The sequence below is a fragment of the Streptomyces sp. NPDC024555 genome (assembly GCF_055559335.1).
In genome coordinates, this window is sequence record NZ_JBVHKV010000003.1 from 466,453 (window position 1) to 484,187 (window position 17,735).

Sequence of the window (17,735 nt, forward strand, 5' to 3'; positions counted from 1 at the left end):
GTAACCGCAAGGCGAAACGGCCTTCCGGGACCCGCCGGGACCCCCCTCGGGGAGCGGGGGAGCGGCGCGGCCTTCGGTGAGACTGAGGCCATGCCAGTGCCCGCGCCCACACCCGACTCCGGACGCCTCGCGAGGACCGCCGACGGGGCGGACCCCACGGCGGTCCGGCCCGCCCCCGCGCCCGCCGCCGGCGGCGGACCGGCCGACCGGGAGGAGCGGCTGCACGCCGCGTTCCGGCGACTGGGCGAGGACCTGCGGCGCGCCGAGGCCGCCGTCGCCGACCTCGTCCGCGAACGGCCCGCCGACGACGGGCTGGTGCATGTGGAGACCGTCGAGGGACCGGCCGCGCAGGCGCGCCGGATCCTGGAGCTGGAGACCGGGGCCCGCCACACCTTCCAGGCGTTCCTGACCGGACTCAACACCGTCACACCGGTTCCGGCGACCCTGACCGCCGCCTCCGACGGACCCTCCGACGGGATCGGCGCGCCCCCAGGGGTGACGTACCAACTCCTCGTCGACCGCGAGTTCCTGGCCGAACCGGCGGCGGTCGCGGCCCTGGAGGAACGGGTGCGGCGCGGGGAGCAGGTCCGGGTGGTCGACAGCCCGCTGCTCAAGCTCGCCGTCGCCGACGGGGAGACCGCCATGGTGCAACTCGGCCCGGACCGCGCGGTACTGCTGCGGCAGCCTCTGACCGTCCTGGTCACCGAACTGTTCGCCGCCGTGTGGCGCCACTCCCGCCCCTATCTGCGCGAGGTCGCCGAACTCGCCCCGATCGACCGCCAGATCCTCCAGCTGATGCTCTCCGGCCTGACGGACGCCGCCACGGCCAAGCAGCTCGGCACCTCGCCCCGCACCGTCCAGCGCCGGCTGCGCGCGCTCATGGACCTCGCCTCGGTGACCTCCCGGCTCCAGCTGGGCTGGTACGCCATGCGGAACAACTGGATGTGATCCGCCGCCACCTGGAGCGAGGCCGGGGTGTCCGGCGGCGCGGACGGCCGCTTCACCGTCGCCGTGCGCCGTCCGAGGGGCACCCGGCGTTACGGCCTCCGGACCCCGTCCGGACGGTCGGCTGGCGAAAGGGCGCCATGTCGCCAACTCGCCATCGCCGAGCCGCCGGTGACGCCGTGTGGCGCTCCCATACTGCTGTGTGGTCATCGCTCGCGATCATCCGCTGCCCCTGGGCGGGCTTCCCGTGAAGGAGAGTGCGTGTTGAGGCATGTCCCCGTACGACGGCGCGCCGCCGTCGCCTCCTTGCTCGTGACTGTCATGAGCCTGCCATTCCTGGGGGTGGTGCCGGCCTCGGCCGCCGCACCGCCCGAACCGGACCCGTACGCACGCAAGGCCGACGGCACGGTCCGCGAACGGCTCGACACCGAGGACCGGACCACCTTCTGGGTCCAGCTCGCCCAGCAGGCCGACACCTCGGCCGCGCGCAAGGAGCGGAAGAAGGCGGACCGGGGCCGCGCCGTCGTCGCGGCCAAGAAGGCCGAGGCCGACCGGAGCCAGGCCGCCGTCGCCGCACTCATCAGGAAGGCCGGTGCGACCTCCACCTCGTACTGGATCAGCAACACCCTCAAGGTCACCGGCGACAAGGCCCTCGCGCGGAAGATCGCCGCCCGTCCCGAGGTCGCCTCCCTCGGGGCCGACAGAATGCTCGACCTCCCGGCGGACCTCCCCGCCGAGCGGGAGCCGAAGGTCGACGGCGTCGAGTGGAACCTCGACAGCATCGGCGCCCCCGAGGTCTGGAACGAACTGGGAGTCCGGGGCGAGGGCACCGTCATCGGCTCCATCGACACCGGCGTCGACTACCAGCACCCGACGCTGATGGGCGGATACCGGGGCCTGAAGGCCGACGGCACCTACGCCCACGACCACAACTGGTTCGACGCCACCCGGACCTGCGCGGGCGACGCGCCCTGCGACGACCACGGGCACGGCACCCACACCATGGGCACCATGGTCGGCGACGACCACGCCGGCAACGCGATCGGCGTGGCGCCGGGCGCCCGCTGGATGGCCGCCAAGGCCTGCACCCCGCTCGGCTGCCCGCAGGACGCGCTGCTGGCCGCCGGCCAGTGGATCCTGGCCCCGACCGACCGCGACGGCGGCGATCCGCGCCCGGACCTCGCCCCCGACGTCGTCAACAACTCGTGGGGCGCCGACATCATCGACACCTGGTACAAGGACATGGTCCGGGCCTGGCGGGACGCGGGGATCTTCCCGGCGTTCTCCAACGGCAACGCCGGCCCCTACTGCGCCACCGCCGGATCCCCGGGCGCCTACACCAACAGCTACGCCACCGGCGCCTACGACAGCGCCGGAGACATCGCGTCCTTCTCCTCCCGGGGCAGCGGTGAGGACGGCGCGGTCAAGCCGGACATCTCCGCCCCCGGCGTGGACATCAGATCCGCCGCGCCCGGCGGCGGCTACGCCCTCATGTCCGGTACGTCGATGGCCTCGCCGCACACCGCGGCCACCGTCGCCCTGATGTGGGCGGCCTCCCCGGCGATCCGCGGTGACGTCACGGCCACCGAACGCCTCCTGGACCGCTCGGCCCACGACGTGGACGACACCACGTGCGGCGGCACCGCCGAGAACAACAACGTCTACGGAGAGGGCCGGCTCGACGCCTACGCGGCCGTCGCCTCCGTACCGCGCGGGCCCCTCGGCGGCCTCACCGGCACCGTCACCACCGGCGGCGCACCGCTGGCCGGCGCCACCGTGGAACTCGACGGACCGATGTACGCCACCGCCGCCACCTCGGACGCGGGCACCTACACCCTGCCCAAGCTGATGGTCGGCGACTACCGGGTCACGGTCACCAAGTACGGCTACACGACCGCCGAGGCCACCGCCACCGTCACCGAGGACACCACCGCCACCCGCGACCTGGTCCTCTCCGTCGCCCCCGTGGGCACGGTCACCGGTACCGTGCGCACCCTGTCCGGACCCGAGGCCGGTGCGACGATCGAGGTGGCGGGCGCCCCCGCGGACACCACCACGAAGACCGCCGCCGACGGCAGCTACACGCTCAGGCTTCCCGAGGGCCCGTACCAGCTGATCGTCACCCCGGTCTCCCGGTGCGCGACGCTCGGCTCGTTCGCCGTCCAGGTGGCCGGGGACGCGAGCGGCAAGGACCTCACCCTGGCCGCTCGCAGCGACCGCTTCGGCACCGTCTGCACCACCACGCGGGACACCGCGTTCCCCACGGGCGACACCCGGCTCCCCCTCGGCAGCGACTACGCGGGTGCGGCCACGGTGAAGTTCCCCTTCCCGGTGGCGCTGTACGGCAGGACGTACCGTCAGGCCTCGGTCAACGTCGAGGGCTACCTCACCTTCGAGACCCCCGTCAGCTCCAGCACCAACCACACCCTGCCCTACGCCGCCTACCCCAACGGCTCGCTCTACCCGTTCTGGGACGACCTCCAGCTGGCCAGTGCCGACGGTGACATCCTCTGGGCGACCCGTGGCACCGCCCCGCACCGCGAAGTCGTCGTGGAGTGGCGGAACATGGTGACCTCCGCGGCCCGCACGCAGAAGCTGAGCTTCGCCGCGGTGATCGGGGAGGACGGCACGTACGCGTTCCACTACCGCAACCCCGTCGGCGGCGACCAGGCGCTCGGTGCCGGTGCCACCATCGGCGCCGAGAACGCGGACGGCACCGACGCCCTCACGTACACGCACAACGAGGCGTCCGTGAGCGACGGTCTGGCGGTCGACTTCCACCCCACCCGCAGCGCCGCCCTGACCGGCACCGTCACCGACGGCAACGACGGGAAGGCACTCGCCGGCGCCACCGTCACCGTGTCCCGGGACGGCGAAGCCGTCGCCACCGGCACCACCGCGTCCGACGGCACCTACCTCGTGCAGACGCCGGTGACCGGCGACACGGCCGACTACGACGTGACCGTCACCGCCGCGCACTACACGGCCGCCTCCCGCACCGTCGCGCTCGCGACCGGGGCCACCGAGCGGTACTCCACCGCCCTGGCCACCGGAAGGGTCACCGCCACCCCGGCCACCGCGACCACCGTCGTCGTCCCCGCCGGGGAGAGGCGGCAGCGCACCCTCACCCTCGCCGACTCCGGCTCGGACACCGCCTACACGGTCACCGAGGCCAACGGCGCCGGCTGGTTCAGCGCCGCGCCCGCGCGGGGGCGGCTGACCACGGGCGGCGAACAGCAGGTCGTCCTGACCTTCGACACGCACGGCGTCGCTCCCGGCACCGCTCTCCGGGGCACCGTCGTCGTCGCCTCGGACAGCGGCCGGGCCCCCGAGATCAGGATCCCGGTCACGGTGTCCGTCCCCGCCTACCGCACGGCGATCGACGCGGGAAGCGCCAGGGCGTACACCGACACCGCCACCGACGTCTGGTCCCCGGACCGGAAGTACACCGCCGGCTCGTACGGCTTTCTCGGACAGTCCACGAAGGTGAGCACCACCCGGGCCATCGAGGACACCGCCGACGACAGGCTGCTGCGCACCGCCCGCGAGGGCGCCCTGGAGTACCGCTTCGACCAGGTGCCGGACGGCACGTACGAGGTGGAGCTGGACCTCGCCGAACTCGGCGGCGCGACGGCCGGACAGCGGCTCACCGACGTCCTCGCCGAGGGCTCCCTGCGCCTGGCCGACCTCGACGTCGCGGGCGCGACCGGCGGCAGCTACCGGGCGCTGGCCAGATCCTTCACGGTCACCGTCACCGACGGACAGCTGAACCTCCGGCTGGTCGCCACCGGCACCGCGAAGACCCTCGTCAACGCCGTCCGCGTCACCCAGCGTCCCGACCTGAGCAGCTGACCCCGTGAAGAGGACAGAGATGAACAGACACCGACCCCGGTGGCGGGGACTGCTCGCCACCGCACTGGCCGCCACGCTCGGCGCCCCCTTCCTCGGCGCGCTTCCCGCCGTCGCCGCCGGCACCGGACCCGTACCGATGGCCGGCCTGCGGAGCAAGGCCGACAGCGCCCTCCTCAAGGACCTCACCCGCCTCGACAAGGTCTCCTTCTGGGTGCAGCTCGACTCCCGGGCCGACACCTCGGCCGCGAGGAAGGCCACCACCAGGGCCGGCCGGGGCCGTGCCGTCCTGAAGGCCGAGACCGCCCACGCCGAGCAGTCCCAACGGGGGCTCACCGCCCTGCTCAAGAAGGCCGGGGCCCCGTACACGTCGTACTGGATCAGCAACACCGTCAAGGTCACCGGCGACAAGTCCCTCGCCGAGAAGATCGCCGCGCGCTCCGACGTCGCGAGGGTGGAGTCCGACGACACGATCCCGCTCCCGCCCACGGCCAACGGCACCCACGAGGCGAACGTCGACGGCATCGAGTGGAACGTCGACCGGATCAACGCGCCCAAGGTGTGGAACGAGTACGGCGACCGGGGCGAGGGCACGGTCATCGCCAGTATCGACACCGGCGTCGACTACCAGCACCCCGCCCTCGCCGCCTCCTACCGGGGGCTGAAGGCCGACGGCACGTACGCCCACGCCTACAACTGGTTCGACGCCACGCGCACCTGCGGCACCGCGAAGCCCTGCGACGACCAGGGACACGGCACCCACACCATGGGCACGATGGTCGGCGAGGACGGCACGGCCGACGCGATCGGTGTCGCCCCCGGCGCCCGCTGGATCTCGGCCAGGGCCTGCACCTCGCAGGGGTGCCCGCGCGACGCGCTGCTCGCCGCCGGCCAGTGGATGATCGCCCCGACCGACGCCGACGGGGAGAACCCGCGCCCCGACCTCGCCCCCGACGTCATCAACAACTCCTGGGGCTCCGACAGCCTGGACACCTGGTACCGGGCGATGGTGCAGTCGTGGCGGGACGCCGGGATCTTCCCCGCGTTCTCCAACGGCAACACGGGCCCGTACTGCGACACCGCCGGCTCCCCGGGCGCCTACACGAACACGTACGCCTCGGGCGCCTTCGACAACACCAACAGGATCGCCTCCTTCTCCTCGCGCGGCCCCGGCGTCGACGGCACCGTCAAGCCGAACATCGCGGCCCCCGGGGTGAACGTCAGGTCCGCCGCACCGGGGGGCGGATACGCCATCAAGTCCGGTACGTCGATGGCCTCCCCGCACACCGCGGCGACCGTGGCCCTGCTCTGGTCGGCGGCCCCGGCGCTGCGCGGTGACGTCGCCGCCACCGAGGCCGTGCTGAACCGGTCCGCGATCGACGTGGACGACACCGGCTGCGGTGGCACCGCGGCCTTCAACAACGTATACGGCGAAGGCCGGCTCGACGCCTACGCCGCCGTGAAGGCGGCCCCGCGCGACCACATCGGCGCCCTCACCGGCACCGTGACCGCCGGAGGCGCACCCGCCGCCGACGCGGAAGTCTCCGTGGCCGGACCGACGCACGCCACCCTGACCACGGGGAAGGACGGCACGTACGCCTTCCCGCGTCTGGTCTCCGGTACGTACGAGGTCACCGTCACCGCCTTCGGCTACGTCACCGACACCGCCGAACTCATGGTCACCGACGGCGGATCCGCCACCCACGACGCGGCGCTCGCCACCGCTCCCACGGGCACCCTGACCGGCACCGTGCGCAGCGACTCGGGCACCGAGGCCGATGTCGCGATCAAGGTGCAGGGCACGCCGGTCCGGGCCACCACGGACGCCGACGGCAGGTACCGGCTGACGCTGCCCGTGGGCAGCTACCGGATCGGCCTGACCCCGCTCAACCACTGTGCGGCCGCCCTCGGCATCGTGGCGGACGTCGCCACCGGCTCCGCCACCCGGGACCGCTCGCTCGCCACCCGCACCGACGCCTTCGGTACCACGTGCCGCCAGGTGTCCGAGGAGTACCCGACGGGCGAAACCAGGCTCGGCATCGCGGCACCGTCCCCGGCGTACACCGCGATCACCCCGCCCTTCCCGGTCGCCCTGTACGGCCACACGTACGACAAGGGCTGGGTGTCCCGCGACGGCCAGGTGATCTTCGGCTACCTCGCCCTGACCGACAACACCGCGCTGCCGGCCAAGGCCGCGCCCAACGGCGCGCTCTCCCCGTTCTGGGACCAGCTCGCCGTGGACGCGTCCTCCGGCGTCTACACCGCCGTACGCGGCACCGCCCCGCACCGCGAGTACGTCGTCGAATGGCGCGACATGCTCCTCGCCCGGGACACGTCACAGCGCATCGGCTTCGCCGCCGTGATCGGCGAGGACGGCACGTACTCCTTCCACTACCAGGGCATCGACCCGAGCGAGAAGGGCTTCGAGCAGGGCACCGGCGCCACCATCGGCGCGGAGAACCACGACGGCACGGACGCGTTCGCGTACGCGTACAACCAGCTCTCCGTCCGCGACGGCATGGCGATCCGGTTCCGGCCCGAGGGCCATGCCGTCGTCTCCGGCACGGTCACCGACGCCAACGACGGCGGGCCCGTCGCCGGGGCCACCGTGACGGTCACCCGCGACGGCACGGCGGTGGGCACGGCCACCACCCGCACCGACGGGGCGTATCTGGTCCAGGTCCCGGTGGGCGCGGCGGCCGACCACCGGGTCACCGTCACCGCACCGCACTACGCCACGGCGGCCCGCACGGCCGAAGTGCGCAGCCTGTCCGCGCTGCGCACCGAATCCGCCCTCACCACGGGCGCGGTCCGGGCCGACAGCACGACGGGCCACCAGCTGGTCGTCCCGGCGGGCGAGCAGCGCCGGCGCACCCTGACCCTCACCAACGAGGGCTCCCCGGCCGCGTTCACGGTCGCGGAGAAGTCCGGGGCCGCCTGGCTGAAGACCGCCCCGGCCTCCGGCACGCTCGGTGCGGGGGCCCGGCAGCAGATCACGCTGACGTTCGACACGGCCGCCGCCGAGCCGGGCACCGTCTACAACGGCACCCTGGTGATCACCTCGGAGAGCGCCCGCACCCCGGTGGTCTCCATCCCGCTGAAGCTCGTCGTCCCCGCCTACCAGCAGGGTGTCGACACCGGGGCGGACACCGCGTCCACGGACGCGGCCGGTGACGCCTGGAGCGCGGACCGGCCGTACACGGACGGCTCCTTCGGCTACACGGGTGCGAGCACCGTGCCCACGTACACCCGCAAGGACATCGCGGGAACGGGCAGTTCCGCCGAACAGCAGCTGCTGCGCTCGGGGCGCGAGGGCATGGAGGGCTACCGCTTCGACGCGGTGCCCGACGGCGTCTACCAGGTGGAGCTGGGCTTCGCCGAACCGGCGGGCGTCAAGCCGGGCGCCCGCGTCTTCGACGTGCTGGCCGAGGGCGTCGAGAAGGTCGCGGACGTGGACATCCGTCTGGAGTCGGGCGGTACCCGCACGGCCCTGACCAAGGTGTTCACGGTGAAGGTCGCCGACGGCCGGCTGGACCTCGCGTTCCGTGCGGTCACCGGCACCCCGCTGGCCGCCTCGGTGCGGGTGACCCAGCGCCCGGACCTGACCGCCTGAGAGGACCGCACGGGCCCGCCCCCGTCCGGAGGACATGGGAGCGGGCCCGTGCGGACGTCCGGCTCAGACGCGGGAGAGGGCCTTCGCCCCCGGGGCGAAGCGGACGCCCAGCAGTTCCTCCACCGGGGCGTACACCTCGGGCATGTACATCGTCGTGGAGAGCAGCAGGTTCTCGGCGGGGGCGACCAGGACGCTCAGCCGCGTGCCCACGGCGACGTCGGCGGAGGCGAGCGGCTGCCCGTCCTCGTCGAAGGTGGTGATCAGGTCCGGGAAGGAGGCCCGGCGCTCCCCGTCGACGTCCAGCGCCATGTACTCGTTGACGAAGTGCAGCGTGGTGCCGGCCGCGTCGTCCAGGACGGCGACGCCCACGTCCAGGCCCTCGCGCTGCGCGCAGCGGTACGTGCGCACCGTGCCGGTCACGGCGATGTCGCCGCCGAGATGCGCGGCGGCACCGGCCGGGCCGTCCGTCAGGAAGCGGTGGCCGAGCGCGAGGGCGAAGCCGATGGCGCCCGGGGCCCCGTTGCGCACCGCGTAGCCCACCTCGACCGGGTTGCGGGCCACGCCCACCCAGCCGCCCGCCTCGACGGAGGCGCGGCGCACCACGTTCGACGTGGCCTCCAGACCGCCGGAGACGGCCCCCTCCACATAGGCGTGCGGTTTGCCGCCCGCGTAGCCCTGGCTGGAGCGGTAGCCGTCCTCGTGGTGCAGACCCATCGCCCCCATCACGCTGGAGGGGTGGGCGCGGCCGTTGCAGGCCAGGTCGATGACGGGCAGACCGGTCATCGCCGAGTGGAACCAGCCGTTGACGGTGGTCTCGGCGCCGTTCTCGTTGGTGTGGACGGCGACCAGTTCGCGCGGCAGTTCGCGGCGGAGCAGCTCCAGGGCGCGCAGCAGATGCGTGGGCAGGACCTGCGGGTCGGGCGCGGCGGGGGCGCCGACCAGGGCCACGGTCGCGGTCAGGTCGTCGGCCGCGAACTCGTCGGCGGTCCACAGCTCGGGCGTGCCCACCTGGAGGGCCAGTTCGGCGGTGCGCAGGCCCCGCTCGACGAACCCGCCGCCGCCACCGCCCAGTACGGCACCGCCGTACACGGCCGCGCGGAGGTCGTCATGGGTCAGCTGTCGCTTCATCGGAGGGGTCTCCCAGGGTGTTTCGGTGCGGGGGGTGAGGGGGTGAGGGGGTGAGGGGGTGCGGAGGGTGAGAGAGGGCTACTTGGCGGCCTTGAACACGCCGTTGCCGAAGGAGTAGAGGGCGTCACCGGCGATCGCGCCCCCGGCGAAGACCTCCAGATCGTCCTTGGCCTGCGGGCCGAGCAGGCGCGGGGCCAGGACGCGGACGGCGAGTCCGGCCGCGACCATCCAGCCCGCCATCGGGGTGGTGATCAGCAGTCCGGTGGCCAGCAGGATGCCGAGCTGGCGCCGCGGTCCGCCGAGCAGCTGCACCAGCGCCCCGGGGACCGCCCACAGCGCCAGGTGCCGGGCGGTCTCGGCCGAGGGGCCCGCCTTGATCGCGGCCACGTACGCGGCGTCGATCGGCGCGGTCCGGCCGCTGTCGAAGAAGATCCGGTACGAGACGAGGACGACGGCGATGGCGACGACGAAGCCGATCATCGCGGCGACGAGCTGCTGGCGCCGGCCCTCCAGCTCGAAGGCCGGGTCGGCGTTCTCGCCGCGCAGCAGATGGCCGGCCTTGAGGTCGTAGCCCATGTCGGCGAAGGCCGGTCCGGTGGCGGCCGTGAAGCCGGACAGCACGACCAGGGCCTCCGGCGGGAAGCCGATGAGGATGCCCAGGAGCAGGGTGATCAGGGCGATCGCGAAGGCCGGGAACCAGCCGGAGTGCATGGAGGCGATGCCGACGAGCAGTTCGTGGAGGAAGGCGGAGACGGAGGCGTACAGCAGGAAGCCGATCAGCATGCCGGGGGACATGTGGGCGGCCGCGCCGGTGCCGAAAGCCAGCAGGACGGAGATCACGAGGTAGGCGCCGAAGCCCAGCCGCAGGGAGCGGCCCAGCCGGTGTGCGCCGTCCCCGGCGTCCTCGGCCGCGGCCCCCGCGCCGCGGGGTGCGTGCGCGCGCCGGGCCGCGAGGACCGTGCGGCCGACCTGGACCAGGGCGACCAGACCGGCGCCCATCATCATGCCCTGCGGCAGGTACATGCTGTTCAGGTCGAGGCCGAACAGCGGGTCCGCGTACTGCGTGAACAGCAGCCCCGTCCCGAACGCCGCCATGGCGCCCAGTCCGCCGATCAGGGCCACGCCGAACGCCGACATCGGCAGCGTGAACACGGCACCGGCCAGACCGGTCAGCAGCCCCAGGCCCAGCACCTTCGCGCGCCGGCCGCCCTCGTCGCCCGCCTTGATGGCCTCGGCGGCGGCGAGCCCCGGCGGCCACGGGTTCGCCGCCGGGAAGGCCGGGGTGTCGAACATGCGGTAGAGCAGCCAGGCGTCGACGAGCATCGCGGCGGAGACCCCGACGAGCATCGGGACGATCATGTCGTCCATCCCGAAGAGGAACGGGATGCCGATCGGCAGGAAGAGGCTGTTGGCCGCGCCGAACGTGGCCGAGGAGATGCTCGTCTGCGCCAGGTTCTGCGCGTGGACCGAGCGGAAGCCGCGGAACACCACGAACGGCAGCCGGGCCAGGGTCATCGCGGCCAGCGCGCCGATCAGCGAGGTGCTCGGGGTGACGCCGAGCGTGGCCAGCAGCTGCACGCCCACGACGGCGCCGAACACGCTGAGCACCACGGTGAGGATCAGATTGCCGGGGGCCAGGGCGCGGGGATGGCGCCGTCCGCCGTGCTCGGCGGACGAGGTCCCGGCCTGGGGCGGGGCGTCAGTGGTCATGGTTCCCGGTGCTTCCGTGTGGGGCGGAGTCCTGCGGCCTGTTGTCGGACCCCGCCGGACAGTTCTAAAATATGGAACAGGGTGTGAATATCTGGATCTCCTGGATCATGCCTACGGCGGACTGCGCCGTCAAGGCCGCTCCCGGGCTTCTCGCCATGTGGGCGGTCCCGCGGTGCGACGAGGGCCGGTCGGGGCCGGGGCGCCGGGGCGCTTACGATCGGACGACACGACTCGGGGGCACCCGGGGGAGGCGGGAGAACGGTGAGCACACTCGCCAACGCGCGCGACGTCCTGAAGCTGATGGCGCGGCTGCAGCGCGATCTGACCGTGACGGACGTGTCGGCGGCGCTGGAGCAGCCGAAGAGCTCGGTGTCGCGGACGCTGAGCATGATGGCCGATCACGGCTTCCTCGACCGCGACCCGGTGAGCCGCGCCTACCGCCCCGGCCCCCTCGTCATGGAGGCCTCGTACCATCTGCGCGCCTCGCGCAGCACCGCCTCGCTCCTGGAGGAGGAGCTGGCCCGGCTCGTCGCCGACATCGGATACACCGGATACGTGGACGTGCTCGACGGCGCCGAGTCGCTGGTGCTCCACATGCGCATCGGTACGACGGGCGCCCTCCAGGCCTACACCCCGGCCGGCACCCGGGCCCCCGCCTACGCCAGCTCCATGGGCCGCGCCCTGCTCGCCCGCCTCGACGACGCCCAGGTGCTGCGGCTCGTCGACGCCCGTCTGGAACAGAGCACCGGATCCGCCCCGCGCACCCCCGGAGAGCTGACCGCGTGCCTGGCCCGGGTCCGCGCCGACGGCTGGGACTCCTCGCGCGGCGAGTACGTGCCCGGGGTCGCCGGGATCTCCGCGGCCGTCCTCGACGGCGACACCGGCCAGGTCTTCGGCATCGGGATCGCCCTGCCCGCCCCCGAGGTCCACGACGAGAACGCGGCGCGCTTCGGCCGGGCCGTCCGGGACGCCGCCCTGCGCGTCGGCAAGCGCATCGGCGATCCCTACTGGCTGCGCTACGTGGACACCGCGACGGCCCGCTGACCCCACCGGAACCGCAGCCGGTACGAGTTCCGGATCCTGGAACCCGTTCGCGGAATCCGGGAGTACGGTGCGAGCGGCCGGAGCGATACGGGTGACAGCCCGTCACCCCCGCCCGGCCTGGGATAGGTTGCCCGCCATGACCGCACCCGGACAGGACCGCACGGCCGCCCACGAGGCATGGCCCCCCGCCCCGATCCGCACCGGACGCCTGGTGCTGCGCCCCTCCGAGGCCCGCGACCGCGCCGCGTTCCTGGAGCTGTTCTCCTCGCCCGAGGTGGGCGCGCACACCGGTGGCGCACAGCCGCGCGACGCGCTGGAACGGGCGATGCCGCAGGTGCCCGGCCGCCGCCCCGGCTTCTTCGTGGCCGCCCGCGACGGCGCGATGATCGGCATCGTCACCCTGGACCGCCGCACCCCCGAACGCCGGGGCCGGGTGCGTCCCGAGGGCGGCGAGACCGAACTCGGCTGTCTGCTCCTGCCGGAGGCCTGGGGGAACGGCTACGCCACCGAGGCCTGCGAGGCGGCCCTCGGCTGGTGCGCCGGCGCGCGGGCCGGAGAACCCGTCGTCCTCACCACCCGGACCGCCAACGCCCCGGCGATGCGCCTCGCGGTGAAGCTGGGCTTCACGGAGGTGGAGCGGTTCGAGGAGTACGGCGCCGAGCAGTGGTTCGGCGTGCGCCGCTGACCGGCGCTCAGCCGGTGCCGGGGGCGCCTTCCGCGGCACCGGCACCGGCACCGGCACCGGACTCGGCACCGGCGCCGTTGCCGCGCCGCTGTCGCGACGCGTAGGACCGTGCCTTGTTGCGGTTCCCGCAGACGCGCATCGAGCACCAGCGCCGGCTGCGGTTCTTCGACACGTCCCAGAACGCCCAGGCGCAGCTGTGCTCCGCGCAGCGCTTGAGGCGCGCCGCGTCCCCCGTGGTGACCAACTCGCTCCAGGCGAGGGCCAGAACGGCCAGCGGGCCGCGCTCCGGGGGCAGCCCCGGGCCGGGGGTCAGTGTGCCCCGGGCGGTGACCAGCACCGGATGCCGGGCCAGCACCCGGTCCGCCCCGGCGAGCAGTTCCGGATCGGGCGCATCGCCGACATGTGCGCCCAACTCCTCGCGGATGCCCGCGCGCAGGGCCAGATAGTCGCCGTGGACGGCGGGGGCGAGGGGCTCGGGCGCGGCCAACAGACCGCGCCCCACGAGCCAGGCGGACAGTCCCTGAGGGGTGGCGATCTCGTCGCTCGCCTCCTCCACGTCCACCGTGTTGGCGAAGGCCTCCACCAGACGGGCCGAGGCCGGCGGTTCCAGCATGGCGCGTCACCTCCCGCGATCGACCGCCATCCTACCCCCGCTCACCGGCTAACCGTTTTACCGGTTGCGCGAGGGCGGGAGTGTGCGCCACAGTACTTTCACTGTCTAAGCCGTTAGATGGTTACAGGTGGGCGAGGGGGAGGCGGAAACCGTGGCCACAGGAGTGCCCGTACGGTCCGGCAGCGGGAAGACGACACCGGCCGGGGGGACGGGGACGAGACGGCCGGCGGACACCGGCCGCCGCAACACCGCGGTCCTGGTCGGGTTCACGGCGGCGACCAACCTCGCCGACGGGGTGCTGAAGATGACCCTTCCGCTCCTCGCCGCCCGGCTCACCGGCTCGCCGGCCCAGGTCACCGCGGTCTCCCTGACGGTGACCCTGCCGTGGCTGCTCGTCGCGCTCCACGTCGGCGTGCTCGTCGACCGCCACGACCGGCGCCGGCTGCTCTGGACCGCCGGCGCGCTGCGGGTGGCGGCCACCGGCTGGCTGCTCGTCTCCGCCCTGTCCGGCGGTCCCGCCCTGGGCGTGCTCCTCGCCGCCGGGGCGGTGCTGGGAACCGCCGACGTCCTCGCCTCGACCGCGGCCTCCGCCCTGGTCCCCGCGGCCGTGCCGCACGAGGGGCGCGAGCGCGCCAACGCCTGGATGGTGGGCGCCGAGACGGTGGGCCAGGAGTTCGTGGGACCCTTCGTCGGCGGGCTGCTGCTCGCCGCCGGAACCGCCCTCGCGCTGGGCCTGGCCGGCGCCTCGTACGCCGTCGCCGCCCTCGCCCTGCTCCTGCTGGCCGGCCGCTTCCGGCCCCACCGCCCCGACGCGGACCCCGCGAGCCCGGCGGCCGACGGCCGGATCACCGAGGGGCTGCGCTTCCTGTGGCGGGACCGCGTCCTGCGCACCCTGTCCCTGGTCGTCGCCGTGCTCTGCGCGGTCTGGGGCGCCTGGCTGGCGCTGATCCCGCTCTACGCCTCCGAGGTCATGGGCCTCGGCCCGCAGCGCTACGGCCTCGTCCTCAGCGCCCTCGGCGTCGGCGGACTCGTGGGCGCGCTCACCGTGACGTGGGTGAACCGGCTCCTCGGCGTGCGCCGCGCCATGCTCGCCGACCTCCTCGGGACCACCGCGATGGTCGCCCTCCCCGCGCTCACCACCACCATCTGGGCCGTGGCCGCCGGAGCCTTCCTCGGCGGCATGGGCGGCACCCTCTGGTCCGTCAACGCCCGCACCCTCGCCCAGCGCGCGGTCCCCGACACGATGCAGGGCCGCTACGGCGCCGCCGCCCGCCTGTTCACCTTCGGCGCCATGCCGCTGGGCGCCGCCCTCGTCGGCCTGCTGGCCGAACTCGGCGGCATGCGCACCGCCTTCGCCGTCTTCGCCCTGGTCACGGCCGTGACACCGGTCTACTTCCTGAGGAACGTCACCGCGTCGACCTGGGAGCGGAGCCCAGCATGATCCAAACGAAGGATCCTAGTCCTCCGCGACCGCCGCCAGCACCTCCGCCAGGGCCCGCGGGCGGGTGAACATCGGCCAGTGCCCCGAGTCGATGTCCACGTACGTGACGTCGGCGGCGCGGGCCAGCTCGGGACTGTCGCCCGCGGCGATCCACTCCTTCGCCTCGGCGGGCGTGAACTCCGGGCAGACCAGGGCGACGGGCACCGCGAAGCGGCGTTCGTCCGTCAGCCGCACCACCCCCCTGGCCACGCCCTCGGGAACGGGGAGCGCGGCGGCCTCGAAGGCCTTCCGGGCCGGTCCGTCCAGATCGGCCGCGTCCGGGCCCTCGAAGGGCTCCCACCCCGGGAACCTCAGCTGCCCGTCCCCGATCGGCAGGAAATCGGCGTACGCGCGCCCGTCGGGGGCGGGGAAGCCGCCGATCAGCGCGGTCTTCGCGACCTTCGCGGGCCGTGCGTCGGCGGCCAGCCAGGCCAGCGTCGCCGCCGCCGAATGCCCGACCACCAGCGGTCTGCCCGGGGAGGCGTCCACGGCCGCGACCACGGCCGCCACCTGCTCGTCCAGCGTCGCGGCGGTGGCGCCGTCGCCCTGGCCCGGAAGCGTGAGGGCGACGGGCCGGTGGCCCAGCGCGGTCAGTCCGGGCACGACCTCGTCCCAGGCCGAGCCGTCGAGCCAGAGACCGGCGATGAGCAGAATGTCCATGGTGTCTCCCGGGCAGGTGGAGGAAGTTCGGGCGTGCCCGCACGCTACCCGCCGGCACTGACAACGCCCCCGCCGCCGGATCCGGCGGCCCGCGCGCAGATCCACGGGATCGGCATGAAACATTTCCTCACCCCTGCCGCATCTGTAGGGATGTAAGCGGTCGGGCCAGGGAAACGGGTGGCGGATGAGGCGGTCCCAGGAGGGAGCCTTCCGGGAGTTCGCGCAGGCGCGCACGGGGCATCTGTTCCGTTCCGCGTGCCTGTTGGCCAGCGGCGACACCCATCTCGCCGAGGACCTGGTGCAGGAGACGCTGGGACGGATGTACGTGGTGTGGGGCCGGAGCGCCACGCTCGGCAACCCCGCCGCGTACGCGCAGACCGTGCTCGTACGGGTCTTCCTCGCCCACCGGCGGCGGCGCTCGGCGGGCGAACGGCCCAGCGACGCGATACCGGAGACCGCGGGGACGACGGCCTCCGCCGACACCTCGCTGCGGATCACCCTCCTGGACGCGCTGCGGCAACTGCCGCCGAAGGACCGGGCGGTGGTCGTGCTGCGGTACTGGGAGGACCGGTCCGTCACCGAGACCGCGGACGCCCTCTCCGTCAGCTCCGCGGCCGTACGCACCCGCAGCACCCGGGCACTCGCCCGGCTGCGGACGCTCCTGGGCGGCAGCCTCGCCGAGTACGCCGACCGCTGATCAGCCGGAACCGACGAAGACGACACAGGGTGGTAGGGCATGTCCGGAACAGACAAGGAACGGGACCCGTTCGAGACGGGACTCGGCGACGCGCTGCGCCGCACGGGGGAGACCTTCTCCGCCGACGGCGTCCCGCTGGTGGACGGCGGCGTCGACCGCGGGAGGCGCGGGGTGCGGCGGCGCCGGGCCGCGGCCGTCACCGGCAGCGTCGCGGCGCTGGCCGTCGTGGGCCTCGGCGCCTCGTACGCCACGGGGGCCTTCGGCCACGAGCCGGGCGGCGCACCCGTGGCCGCGCGGCCGGCGGCGAGCGGTGCCGCCGCCTCCGCCGCGTCGGCGGCCGGCACCGGGCCCCAGCTCTCGGGGCGGCAGGTCGGCGCCGTACTGGAGGGACTGCTGCCCAAGGGGAAGATCACCGAGCGCTCGTCACGCGGCACCGGTGACCCGGGCGGGCCCATGGCCGCCCTCGTCCACGACGACGGCCGGGGCAAGGCCGCCATCGGCGTGTCCATCGGCGCCGTCGACCCGTCCGGCAGCGAGGCGGAGGACCAGCTCGCCTGCCCCGACAAGGTCTACGTCCCGTACGACTCCTGCCGCAGCGAGAAACTGCCCGACGGCTCCCGCCTGATGGTGCTGCGGGGCTACGAGTACCCCGACAAGCGCGTGGACACCAAGTGGTGGCACGCCTACCTCGTGACCCGCGACGGCTACACCGTCGACGCCAGTGAGTGGAACGCCCCCGCGGAGAAGGACGCCGCCACCACGCGCGACGAACCGCCGCTCAGTGCCGCGCAGTTGAAGGCACTCGTGACGTCGAAGGCCTGGCGGCCCGTGATGCAGGCCCTGGAGAAGGCACCCCGCGAGCCCGTGCGGCAGCCCCCGGCGCAGGGCCAGGACGGCGAGGCGATCCTCCGCAAGCTCACCGCGCTGCTGCCGTCCTCCGCGAAGGTGACCGCCCGCAACGGGGAGGAGGGCTTCGCGTACGTCGTCGTGGACGACGGGAAGGGCGCCTCCCTCGTCCAGATCAATGTGCAGCCCGGCATGTCCGACGTCGAGGGCGACCTGTTCGGCGGTGCGGACGTCCTGCCCGACGGGATGAAGGTCGTCTCCCACCAGGGCCCGGGGGAGAAGGGCGGCGAAGGCGTGAACATGTGGACCGTGGACACCCTGCGCACGGACGGTCTGCGGGTCGTGATCTCCGCGTTCAACTCCGGCGCGCAGAACACGAAGGCCACCCGGGAGGAGCCCGCCCTGACGATGGCACAGCTGCGGTCCATCGCCACGAACCGGGTCTGGGCGGGGAAGTAGCGACCG

At 73.7% G+C, this 17,735-nt stretch carries 12 protein-coding genes; 8 read left to right on the top strand and 4 right to left on the bottom strand.

The window, feature by feature from the left end; translation table 11 throughout:
* Positions 1-90: 90 nt before the first annotated feature.
* The 3 genes from ACZ4FH_RS07445 to ACZ4FH_RS07455 all read left to right on the top strand — a co-directional run bounded on the left by ACZ4FH_RS07445 (position 91) and on the right by ACZ4FH_RS07455 (position 8,407).
* Positions 91-948, top strand: a complete 858-nt coding sequence (locus ACZ4FH_RS07445; RefSeq protein WP_467302997.1) for a helix-turn-helix transcriptional regulator — start codon at positions 91-93, stop codon at positions 946-948.
* 318 nt (positions 949-1,266) lie between these two features.
* The gene (locus tag ACZ4FH_RS07450) at positions 1,267-4,797 is read left to right on the top strand and encodes a S8 family serine peptidase (RefSeq protein ID WP_467302999.1); all 3,531 of its coding nucleotides are present in this window, start codon (positions 1,267-1,269) and stop codon (positions 4,795-4,797) included.
* A 19-nt stretch (positions 4,798-4,816) separates the two neighbouring features.
* Positions 4,817-8,407 (top strand): S8 family serine peptidase, encoded by a 3,591-nt coding sequence (locus ACZ4FH_RS07455; protein WP_467303000.1) that lies wholly within the window; start codon positions 4,817-4,819, stop codon positions 8,405-8,407.
* A 63-nt stretch (positions 8,408-8,470) separates the two neighbouring features.
* Here the strand turns inward: ACZ4FH_RS07455 and ACZ4FH_RS07460 are convergent, their stop codons facing one another.
* Together ACZ4FH_RS07460 and ACZ4FH_RS07465 are read right to left on the bottom strand one after the other, a co-directional pair.
* Positions 8,471-9,535, bottom strand: a complete 1,065-nt coding sequence (locus ACZ4FH_RS07460) for an S-methyl thiohydantoin desulfurase domain-containing protein (RefSeq protein ID WP_467303001.1) — start codon at positions 9,533-9,535, stop codon at positions 8,471-8,473.
* 78 nt (positions 9,536-9,613) lie between these two features.
* The gene (locus ACZ4FH_RS07465; protein WP_467303002.1) at positions 9,614-11,245 is read right to left on the bottom strand and encodes an OPT/YSL family transporter; all 1,632 of its coding nucleotides are present in this window, start codon (positions 11,243-11,245) and stop codon (positions 9,614-9,616) included.
* Positions 11,246-11,506: 261 nt separating this feature from the next.
* Here ACZ4FH_RS07465 and ACZ4FH_RS07470 point away from each other — a divergent pair, with 261 nt between their 5' ends.
* Together ACZ4FH_RS07470 and ACZ4FH_RS07475 are read left to right on the top strand one after the other, a co-directional pair.
* On the top strand, positions 11,507-12,289 hold the full coding sequence (locus tag ACZ4FH_RS07470; protein WP_467303003.1) for an IclR family transcriptional regulator: 783 nt from the start codon (positions 11,507-11,509) through the stop codon (positions 12,287-12,289).
* Positions 12,290-12,425: 136 nt separating this feature from the next.
* A complete protein-coding gene (locus ACZ4FH_RS07475; protein ID WP_467303005.1) occupies positions 12,426-12,974 on the top strand; it encodes a GNAT family N-acetyltransferase in 549 nt (182 codons plus the stop codon).
* Positions 12,975-12,981: 7 nt separating this feature from the next.
* Here the strand turns inward: ACZ4FH_RS07475 and ACZ4FH_RS07480 are convergent, their stop codons facing one another.
* Entirely contained in the window at positions 12,982-13,587 is a 606-nt protein-coding gene (locus ACZ4FH_RS07480; RefSeq protein ID WP_467303006.1) for a CGNR zinc finger domain-containing protein, read from the bottom strand.
* Positions 13,588-13,843: 256 nt separating this feature from the next.
* Between ACZ4FH_RS07480 and ACZ4FH_RS07485 the strand changes: the two genes are divergently transcribed.
* Positions 13,844-15,028 (top strand): MFS transporter, encoded by a 1,185-nt coding sequence (locus ACZ4FH_RS07485; RefSeq protein WP_467303086.1) that lies wholly within the window; start codon positions 13,844-13,846, stop codon positions 15,026-15,028.
* Between the two features lie 15 nt (positions 15,029-15,043).
* Here ACZ4FH_RS07485 and ACZ4FH_RS07490 read toward each other — a convergent pair whose 3' ends face one another.
* Positions 15,044-15,727 carry an alpha/beta fold hydrolase gene (locus tag ACZ4FH_RS07490; protein WP_467303007.1) on the bottom strand — a complete coding sequence of 228 codons (684 nt, stop codon included), beginning with the start codon at positions 15,725-15,727 and terminating at the stop codon, positions 15,044-15,046.
* Positions 15,728-15,911: 184 nt separating this feature from the next.
* Between ACZ4FH_RS07490 and ACZ4FH_RS07495 the strand changes: the two genes are divergently transcribed.
* Both ACZ4FH_RS07495 and ACZ4FH_RS07500 read left to right on the top strand, forming a co-directional pair.
* Positions 15,912-16,424 carry a SigE family RNA polymerase sigma factor gene (locus tag ACZ4FH_RS07495; RefSeq protein ID WP_467303008.1) on the top strand — a complete coding sequence of 171 codons (513 nt, stop codon included), beginning with the start codon at positions 15,912-15,914 and terminating at the stop codon, positions 16,422-16,424.
* A 39-nt stretch (positions 16,425-16,463) separates the two neighbouring features.
* Positions 16,464-17,729: a hypothetical protein gene (locus tag ACZ4FH_RS07500; RefSeq protein WP_467303009.1), complete on the top strand. Its 1,266-nt coding sequence runs from the start codon at positions 16,464-16,466 to the stop codon at positions 17,727-17,729.
* The last annotated feature ends 6 nt before the right edge of the window (positions 17,730-17,735 follow it).